Origin of the sequence: Microcoleus sp. MON1_C1 (genome assembly GCF_036701945.1) — a bacterium.
Taxonomy (GTDB): Bacteria; Cyanobacteriota; Cyanobacteriia; order Cyanobacteriales; family Microcoleaceae; genus Microcoleus.
This window is the reverse complement of sequence record NZ_JAUBRO010000035.1, coordinates 72,170-81,618: the sequence shown is the minus strand read 5'-3', so window position 1 is coordinate 81,618 and position 9,449 is coordinate 72,170. Positions and strand designations below refer to the sequence as shown.

Here is a 9,449-nt window from a genome sequence, read left to right as displayed (position 1 = left end):
CTCTGGTTGCCAGACCCACAACTCACGAGCCGTTGCCAGTCCGTACCCCATGTGACAGTTGGGGTGCGGAATGTGGGCTTGAACCGCTAGCAACAGCCACAAATCGCCCCAAATTTGAGCGCCAGAAGCAGCATCTTTCACATCGAGCCATCGCCCCCGACTCATTCCCCATGAGCGATCGCGCCGAGAGCTATCAGCGTCCCTTTCTGTGCTTCAGTTAAACCTGTAACCCCAGTGATGTTCATGTCTTCGTAGAGTTTGGCAGGTTTCAGCGTTTTTAGGCACTTACCTGTCCTGACATCCCACAGCCTCACCGTTTCATCCGCACAGCCACTTGCCAGAATTTGATTATCTGGACTGAAAGCAACCGACCATATCTCATCATTATGTCCGGTCAGAGTTCTTAAACAACTACCAGTGCTGACATCCCATAGTTTCACAGTTCGGTCATAACCGCCACTCGCCAAGAGTCCTTGGTAAGGAGAGTTGAGGGAGATCGGGTTAAAAGCGATCGCACATACTTGATTAGTATGTCCGGTAAAAATTTTCAGGCATTCGCCAGTCCTGACATCCCACAGCCTCATCGTATTGTCAGCACTGCCAGTGGCTAAAGTGTTTCCATCAGGGCTGAAAGCAACAGCATAGACCGTGTTACTATGTCCGCTGCAAATTTTCAGACATTGCCCAGTACAAAAATCCCACAGCCTTACCGTTCCATCTAAACTACCACTAGCTAAGGTCTGACCATCGCAGCTAAAATCGACAGAAAATACCCCATCACTATGTCCCGTCAAAATTTTCAGGCATTCACCCGTACTAACATCCCAGCAGCGTAACGTTTGGTCTATACTGCCGCTGACCAAAGTTTTACCATCCCGACTCAAAGCAACTGAAAATACCCAATTAGTATGTCCGTGCCAAGTATTTAAACATTCACCCGTACTCACATTCCAAAGCTTGACCGAAGAGTCAAAACTACCACTGGCTAAGGTATTACCATCATGGCTAAAAGCGATTGAAAATACTTGAGCAGTATGTCCGCACCAACTATTCAAGCATTCACCAGTGCTAACATCCCAAAGCCTTACCCTATGGTCACCACTGCCACTCGCTACGGTCTTACCTTGAGGACTAAAGGCAACCGAGTAAACCACATTACTGTAACCAGTAAAAGTTTTTAAGCACCTACCTGTTTTCACATCCCATAACTTCACCATTTGGTCTATACTGCCGCTGGCAAGGATTTGACCATCCGAACTCAAAGCAACTGAAAGTACCCAATTAGTATGTCCGGTGCAAGTTCGCAGGCAGATGCCTGTTTCTACATCCCAAAGCCTGATCGAGAAGTCAAAACTGCTACTAGCTAAAGTTTTACCATCTGGACTAAAGGCAACTGAAAATACTCCATTACTATGTCCGGTGAAAGTTTTCAGCCAGCGTCCAGTGTTGACATCCCACAGCCTCACCGTGGAGTCATTGCTGCTACTGGCTAACGTCCTACCGTCACAACTGAAAGCGACTGAAAATACTTCTTTAGTATGTTCAGTAAAAGTTCTTAGTTCTCTACTGGTGCTGATATCCCAAACCTTCACTGTTTGGTCGTGACTGCTACTGGCTAAAGTCTTACCATCACAGCTAAAAGCAACTGAGTAAACCCGATCGTTATGTCCGGTGTAAGTGTTTAGGCAGTTACCTGTTGCGACATCCCAAAGTTTTACCGTGTGGTCTAGACTGCCACTGGCTAAAGTTTTACCATCTGGACTAAAGGCGACTGAATATACTCCACTACTATGTCCGGTATAAGTTCTTAAGCAGCGACCCGTACTGATCTCCCATAGTTTCATTGAGTGATCGAAACTGCCACTGGCTAAAGTTTGACCGTCGGGACTGAAGGCGACTGAAAATACCTGATTGGTATGTTCTATCAAGGTATGAAGCCGTTGACTCGTTCGCACTCGCCATAGGTGAATTTTACAATCAGAACTACTCGTCGCCAAAAGTTGGCTATCCGGACTCAATGCTACAGACATAACGCTCACTAAGAGTTCAGAAAAAACCGATTTAGCCAAATCTGAGTGAGCAAAATTGACATTATGCAAGTTCACTCTCTGTAGGTTGGCTTGCCAAACTGTTAGATAGGAAAAGTCATAGTCGCTTAAGTCTACCTGTAATTGGCGCAGCACATTGATAATATTTCCGCTGACATAACCTGTCTCTTGCGGCGATTTGCCACGCAGCAACGATAGAATTTGAACTAAGCACTTTTCCAGATTTTCTGGGCAGCCAAGAAGCGCGATCGCTCTCTCGATCGCTGGTTTAAGAATGAGGCGGATTTGAGTCTCCCTCACATAATCTTTGGCTTGAGCCTTGACTAAAGCGTGACGACTGAACAGGAATTTTTTTTGACGGGCAATCTCTTCACAAATTCGCTCAATTAATACACTAATTATGTACTCCATGACTACAGGTTGTTGTGTAAAAGCATCGGCGATTTTTTCAATCAATGAGCGACGTTGCAAAGAAACGAGTCCCTGTAGAAGTTCGCTAGGTGATATCGGGGAGACAAAATCCTCTTGCAATTCCTCTAACAACACTGGTTCGCGATTGATGGCTAACCAGTACATAATCTCTTGTTCTATATCGCTCAGTCGCTGAAACTGCCGCTCTAACAAATCGCGGATATCATCAAAAATAAACGAACCGTGCTTTAAAAATTCTAAAAAGCGAGAAATACTGCTATCAAAAAACTCTGTTACCCCTGAAGCTACTATCTTTAAAGCTAAGGGATTCCCGCCATAGCGTGAAATCACGCTTGTCCATTCATCTTCTGACCCAGTAAAAGACCCCTTGGCAGAGAAAATTTCTCGTCCTTCAGCTTCGGGTAAACCGGTCAGTTGCAAGCAGCGAACGGGTAGTGTTTCGCCCTCTAAGGCGGCTAATCCTTGTGGTTTCTCGCGACTGGTTAATATCAAGCTGCTGTGGTGATTTGTTTCCCCAACACATTTGAGTAACTCACCGTAACCTTCATATCCTTCTCGATAGTGTCCCGTGGGTGAAGCAAAGCTATGCCCCAGGGAATCGCCTGCTTGCAAAACTGATTCAGCATTATCCAAAACTAGCAGACAGCGCCAGGAGCGTAAATAATTGATCAACCGCAAAATTCTGCCTTCTTTGTTGGTTGGCAATACCCCCCCTTCGCCCCCCCTTACTAAGGGGGGGTTGGGGGGGTGTTGGTTAGAGAGAAATTGGATCAGTTCTGCTAATATCTCTTCTACAGGGGGGGCATTGCGAAGACTTCGCCAAATGACATACTCAAATCCTGATTGCAGCATTTGGGCAAGCTTGGCAGCCAGAGCGGTTTTGCCAATCCCTCCCATCCCCAGCAGCACCACCAAACGGCAATTGTCCTGCACAATCCATTGCTCTAAAGTCGTCAGTTCGTCACTACGACCGTAGAAAACCGAGACATCCGGTGCCTCGCCCCAATCTTGTTGTCTGTTGGCCATCAAGAGGGAGGATTTCACGTCTACAGACTGGGATAGAACCCGATCGCCCAAGTCAGATATCTCTCGCCAATCGATCGCCAATTTTTCACAAATTTCCACAAACGTCGCATAATCAACGGTTTTTCCTGTGAGGAACCTGCTGAGAGTGGATAAAGCGAGTCCTAATTCTTCAGCAAACGCTCTTTGGCTGGGAAAGCCATTGCGCTTGAGGGCTAATTTGGCGATCTGAATGCAGTCACTGCGAACTTTGAGCGATCGTGACATACCCTATTCCCCCGAAAGTTATGCAGATTTTAGCAAGTTACTCAAAAGTCGGTAACAAATCAGTACATTCTCGGTCTCGATCTCGGTCAACGGCAAGTTTTGATGAATTTAGTAGAGTTCAGATGATTCGATGCGGGTTCTCGATCTGAGTAAAAACACTTAGCTAAGCAGCTAGGAAACAGCGAGTAGCGATGGCGACAGACCCTTGCATTAAGTCTTTCAAAACAAGGAGCAACTGAAATGGCACTTATCATAGGCACCAGCTTCAACGACAACGGTATCGACAAGCCAAAGCTAGTTGGAACTGATGAAGCTGACAAAATATATGGTTTTGAGGGAGATGACTATCTATATGGTGGGTCTGGCAACGACCAGCTGGAGGGCGATGCTGGTAGTGATGGTGCAGGCAATGACCAGTTGTTTGGGGGTGAAGGTAATGATGCCCTCAGTGGTAACAGGGGTCGAGACAGACTATTTGGCGGCTCTGGCAACGACATTCTCCTGGGTAACGATGATAATGACACACTCAATGGCGGATCTAACGATGACGAACTATTCGGCGACCATGGTAACGACTCCCTAGAAGGTGGTAGTGGCAACGATCTCCTGGATGGGGGGGCTCATAATAACACCCTCCGGGGTGGCAGTGGCAACGACAGCCTACAAGCTAGCACTGGCAATGACAGCCTATTTGGTGATGAAGATAACGACGACTTATTTGGCGGCAACGGCAATGATACTCTGATCGGTGGCAGTGGCAACGACTTCCTGGATGGGGGTTGGGATAATGACATTCTGGGTGGAGTTAATCCCTTTGCGTCTAATCCCGGTCGAGGCGAGATTGATACTCTGATTGGGGGTGGTGGGATTGATAAATTTATCCTTGGGGATGCCAGCAATATTTACTACGACGATCGCACTCTTCCCATCCCACCTCAGAATGGCTACGCCTTGATTAACGACTTTACCCCAGGCACGGATACTATCCAGCTCAAAGGAGGCGTGAACTATTCATTGAAGAGTGTAAACCTTGGCAATGGCATTTCAGGTGTAGGAATCTACATCGATAATCCTAATCCGATTCTTGTAGACGAACGGATTGGCGTTGTGAAAGGGGTCAGCCCGTTTTCGCTCAATATCAACAACGGTCCCGCCATAACCACCATCACAGGATTGGGTTGGCAGGCTCCTTAGAACACCGATTCAGTAATTGGAAAATTGGGTGAGGTGATGGAGAGAGTTGGAAAAGACGCCTTCACCCTATCCCTCTATCACATCACCTTCCTACCTATCGACACCTGTATAATCTTTTCCTGTTGCCCTGAAAAATATTTAAGACCAATTGAGCAACTGAGGAAACTGTTTCGGCGTTTCGTACCGAGTATCGAAGTAGCGATCGCTCTCTTTCCCCTCTCACACAAGCCAAGCCGACTGTCTCAAAGCAAGTTACTCGAAAGTCGGTCACAAGTCAGTACATTCTCAGTCTCGATCTCGGTCATCTGCGTGTTTTGATGAATTTGTAGATGGGATTAGAGGGAAAACAACCTCTCTTTAGCTGCAAGCCATCGGTTGCGAAAATTAGTAGCTCAAACATTGCAGCAAATAGGCAACGTCTTGAAAACACAGTTGAGGATTTTCACCATGAAGAAAAGTGTATTAACGATCGCCCTCGCTACAGCAGCACTCTCTTTAGCTTTCTCTGGGTCGGCTAACGCAGGGCCAGGAATCGTGATCCAGGGCCTCAAGTGGAACGGCTGGAGTCTGAACGGCGGGCACAACGGCGTGAGATTGAAGGCTGTCGTGCTCCCGGGCACGAGTATGCAAGCCACAAAACTGCAAGGCATGGAATTGCAAAGCCTTAAAGTCGAAGGTGGACAGCTTGTAGGCGTAACGCGAGTTGCTGCTGAATAGTTGCTAAAGATAACTAAAACCCAGATACCCGACTTCTCAAAGAAGCCGGGTATCTGAACCTCTGGCAGAAATTGAAACTATGAAAAAGACATTTATATACAGTTTTGTGGTTGTTTTTCCGGTGTTGCTTGTTAGCTGTGGAGTGTTTGCAAAGAATCAAAACAGCACGTATAAAACCGAACTAGACACCAGCGCCACTTCCCCGAAGACTGAAATTGTTAAAGGCAAAGACTTAAAAGGCGCACAGTTTAACGCAGTTGACGAGCAGGGAAGAAAGCTGAACTTTCAAATCAAAGATGTTGAACTCGACCCAAAAGACCGCGAAAAAGAAACCTATCTTTACACAGTCTTTTATCTAGATTCTGCTGATTCTCAATGGAAGAATTTGTGTACTCCTGATGCCGAGAATGTCGCCAAGGCAATTCCGCTGACGGGTTCGTGGGATGAGACAGGAAAGCACACAGAATCGAGCGCTCTCATGACATTTGGCTGTACAAGTGGAGTTCTAGCTAAGTGCGTTCGCTTCGGCTACAAACCTTGGAAGAATGTCAAAGGAAAGTCACTCCGAGACTATCACCAAGCTTGCACGCGCATGACACGAGCCGATTACTGCGGCAACGGCAAAGGCCACACGCGAGAGGGAACTCCCATTGACATCTATGACAAGCTTGGTATTCAAAAGAAAACCCCCAACAGCGGGATGGTGTTTGAAGCAGCTTGGAGTCCAGAGGGTGCGACTTTTATCAATCGACCGAGATGGTATGATACATTATCTGAAATTCGCCAAGAATGTCCTAACAAACTTAAGGAGCGCATTAATGAGAGCGGTGGTTGGACAACTGCTGAAAAAGTGAAACAGAATCAATCAGATTCCTTACTGTTCAATGATTCGCTGGTAAGAAAACGCCCTTAGCGTATCGAAGGATAAAAACTGAAAACTATATTTGTCAAGATTTTGTAGGGACACAACATTGTTGTGTTCTTATATTATGTCCAGTTGCTCCAGCCTAATTATACTTTCTGCCGCGCCACTGAGTAGGCTGATTTAAAGCAGAAATGAGAATTCGCAAAAACGCCAGCGGATCGGCCAAAGGTGACAGCCAAAACAGCCATTTACCCGATGCCCCAGTTGTATCGTAGGAAGGTGCGATCGCCAAACACAAAGCCGATCGCACCGCAACCAAAAATACATTCAATCCCAACAGCCAAAAGTGCGGAAAGACACCAACCGGCGGCAGCGAACCAAACAGCAAATAGCACAACACAATCGGTACCGGCAAACCTTGAACCGCCAGCAACAGCCACAAATCGCCCCAAATTTGACCGCTTGAAGCAGCATCTTTCAAATCCAGCGATCGACCCCATTCATTCCAAGTCTCGATCGCCCCCTCATACATCCGCACCTGCAACACCTTAGCCCCATCCAAAAAGCCCACCTTAAAGCCCTTAGCAGCCGCATAGCGAGCCAGAGTCACATCATCGCAAAACGAACCCCTCGCGACCTCATAGCCCCCTAATGCCACCAAAACCTCGCGCTTACACAAGAAACACTGACCGTTCGCCATCACCCGTTCCGGCACATCCCCGCCCGTCCCCGTCGGCCCGAACCGATAAACCAAAGTCATTAACAAAGCAGGTTGCAGCCACAACTCCCCCGGATACTTGAGGATAAACTGCGGCGACAGCGAAATCAAATCGTAATTTCCAGCTTTCGCCGTTTTGAGTAAACTCGCAATCAAACCTGGATGCGGCACAGTATCCGCATCGATGCCCAAAATCCACTCGCACTTCTCGGAACTTGCCAAAAAACCTGCATTCAGCGCCCAGGGACGCCCTACCCAGCCCGCCGGCAGCGGATCGTCGTTAATCAGGCGAAACCGGGGGTCTTTTTGTGCTGCTGCTTTGACTAAATCTCCGGTTCCGTCTACCGAATAGCTGTCAACCACAATTACTTCTCGGAGTTCGTAACTTTGGCTGGTTAATCCTTCCAAACAAGGCGAAATTCGATCGGCTTCGTTCAAAGTCGGTACTACCGCAGTACAAGAACCTAACAAATCCAGCGTCGGCGAATCGGGTTCCAGGGGCGGGATGCGCGATGGGCCTTTAATCAAACGCGACATCAGAATGGCTGCGGCGGGCAATTGCAGCAGCAGGAGTGCGACAGGGATGATACTTGTCAGGACTTCGGGGAACTGGTGAGGGGCGATCGGGAAAACCATACTCTTAAACAATTGAAGAATTGGGAATGACTTACTGGATATGGGTCAATACGGTTGGGTTAAAACTATTTATTCCTCGGAGATCCCCCTCGCATCCCCCTTAAGAAGGGGGACTTTGAGTAAGTTCTTGTCCCCCCTTTTTAAGGGGGGTGCCAGGGAGATCGAGCTTAACTGAACCGTATTGGGATATGGATTGGGAGCTTATTTACAGTTAATTTTTTTTGTAAGTGGTATCAATTTAAAAATTTAATAAAATTTTGACCTCAAACATATTACAGGAATTGGGAATGAAAAAATCGCCGCTGAAAAACCCGGTTTCTTGTAGAAACCGGGTTTTTAAACTAGCTCAAAATTTAGTGTAAATTTTTGCTAAATCAGCCGCAGTTGCTCGCTAGCAACTTACTTACGCAAAACGCCCACGGGCTGAGGAGGAATTTCAGCCGTGATAACAGATGTATCCAAAGACGGCATTGTTTCGGTTACGTCACCTGCTGCGGGTTTAGCGATCCAGCTTAACGCGATCGCCGGAACTACGCCCAGAAGCACCGCTAGCGATGTCGGGAACCAGAACCGAGAATCCAACGAAGTTACAGTGATAATTGCTCCGAAAGCAAAGTTTACCAAATAAACAATTAAGGGCAAACCCAATTCCGATCGCTCTAATTTAATCGGTGTTTTTCTCCAGAAGAAAGCTGCTACAGACATAAATAGCGCCCCCGTACCCATCCAGCCAGCCAAATTGCGGTAAGGCATCCCAAAGAAAGCCCCAAGTTCCTCAAACTCCCAAAAAGGCACAGAAGTTTGGCTCATCGCCGGATCTAGTACAAAATCCCAAGCTGTTAGCAGCAAAGCACCAAGGGCGATCGCCCCTATTTGGCGCACCCAGTTGAGTTCACCTTTACCGCCAGCTACTCCAGCGCGAGCAATTATGTATGAAACCAGTCCCAGATAAAACCACGACAGGGGAATTGTAAACGGAACCAGCCCTGCAATTTTGTAACCCAAACCGCTCAAATAGTGGTAGTGGCCGAAGGGAAAACCCGTACTCGTTCCCAACAACTCGCTACTCAAGGACAAAAACACAGAAGGCAGTAAAAAAGCCAGAGTTGCACCCGTGCCCAACGTCCGCAAGGCATAGAGAGCAACCGCTGCAGCACCAAAGATGATATAAACTACTCCACCCCCAGCCATCCCCCACTGGAATAGCGTTTGCCCTGCTGGTGGCAAACTCATCACCAATTCGGGACGGGGTAAAATCAGCAGCAACCCTGCCAATCCAAAAGCCATTGACAAGACGTGGGCAATTAAGCAAAAGCGCTCAGCAATCAAAAGTTGCTTCATGGGACTCCTCGAAAAAATATTAGATGCAGAAAGCACTTCCTAACAGTTTACAAATCTTTAACAAAAAACGAACACCAACTCGCGATCGGCATTTTTCCAAAACTTACACCCAGGGCCGAGAAACCCCGTTTCTGACTGGCTACCTCGTTGCTAAACCCCTTATATTTCTAAGAAACCCGGTTTCTTGGCGAGGGATTGGTGGCATAAG

6 protein-coding genes are annotated in these 9,449 nt (G+C 47.3%); 3 read left to right on the top strand and 3 right to left on the bottom strand.

Going from position 1 to position 9,449, the window contains the following annotated elements:
- Nucleotides 1-161 precede the first annotated feature (161 nt).
- A complete protein-coding gene (locus QUA62_RS19810) occupies nt 162-3,770 on the bottom strand; it encodes a WD40 domain-containing protein (RefSeq protein WP_333406172.1) in 3,609 nt (1,202 codons plus the stop codon).
- Between the two features lie 240 nt (nt 3,771-4,010).
- On the opposite strand from QUA62_RS19810, the gene QUA62_RS19805 reads away from it, so the two are divergent.
- The 3 genes from QUA62_RS19805 to QUA62_RS19795 all read left to right on the top strand — a co-directional run bounded on the left by QUA62_RS19805 (nt 4,011) and on the right by QUA62_RS19795 (nt 6,594).
- On the top strand, nt 4,011-4,964 hold the full coding sequence (locus QUA62_RS19805) for a calcium-binding protein (protein WP_333406171.1): 954 nt from the start codon (nt 4,011-4,013) through the stop codon (nt 4,962-4,964).
- Between the two features lie 447 nt (nt 4,965-5,411).
- A complete protein-coding gene (locus QUA62_RS19800; RefSeq protein WP_333406170.1) occupies nt 5,412-5,681 on the top strand; it encodes a hypothetical protein in 270 nt (89 codons plus the stop codon).
- Between the two features lie 79 nt (nt 5,682-5,760).
- On the top strand, nt 5,761-6,594 hold the full coding sequence (locus QUA62_RS19795; RefSeq protein WP_333406169.1) for an ADYC domain-containing protein: 834 nt from the start codon (nt 5,761-5,763) through the stop codon (nt 6,592-6,594).
- Between the two features lie 94 nt (nt 6,595-6,688).
- Here the strand turns inward: QUA62_RS19795 and cruG are convergent, their stop codons facing one another.
- Complete coding sequence (gene cruG / locus QUA62_RS19790) at nt 6,689-7,900, bottom strand: 2'-O-glycosyltransferase CruG (RefSeq protein ID WP_333406175.1); 1,212 nt, start codon at nt 7,898-7,900, stop codon at nt 6,689-6,691.
- A 399-nt stretch (nt 7,901-8,299) separates the two neighbouring features.
- Nucleotides 8,300-9,241 (bottom strand): gamma-carotene 1'-hydroxylase CruF, encoded by a 942-nt coding sequence (cruF, locus tag QUA62_RS19785; RefSeq protein ID WP_006633939.1) that lies wholly within the window; start codon nt 9,239-9,241, stop codon nt 8,300-8,302.
- Nucleotides 9,242-9,449: the final 208 nt, after the last annotated feature.

Bases quoted from the DNA above. Each gene is read 5' to 3' on its own strand.
- QUA62_RS19800 (WP_333406170.1), top strand. From the start codon at position 5,412: ATGAAGAAAAGTGTATTAACGATCGCCCTCGCTACAGCAGCACTCTCT.
- cruF (WP_006633939.1), bottom strand. From the start codon at position 9,241: ATGAAGCAACTTTTGATTGCTGAGCGCTTTTGCTTAATTGCCCACGTC.
- QUA62_RS19795 (WP_333406169.1), top strand. From the start codon at position 5,761: ATGAAAAAGACATTTATATACAGTTTTGTGGTTGTTTTTCCGGTGTTG.
- QUA62_RS19810 (WP_333406172.1), bottom strand. From the start codon at position 3,770: ATGTCACGATCGCTCAAAGTTCGCAGTGACTGCATTCAGATCGCCAAA.
- cruG (WP_333406175.1), bottom strand. From the start codon at position 7,900: ATGGTTTTCCCGATCGCCCCTCACCAGTTCCCCGAAGTCCTGACAAGT.
- QUA62_RS19805 (WP_333406171.1), top strand. From the start codon at position 4,011: ATGGCACTTATCATAGGCACCAGCTTCAACGACAACGGTATCGACAAG.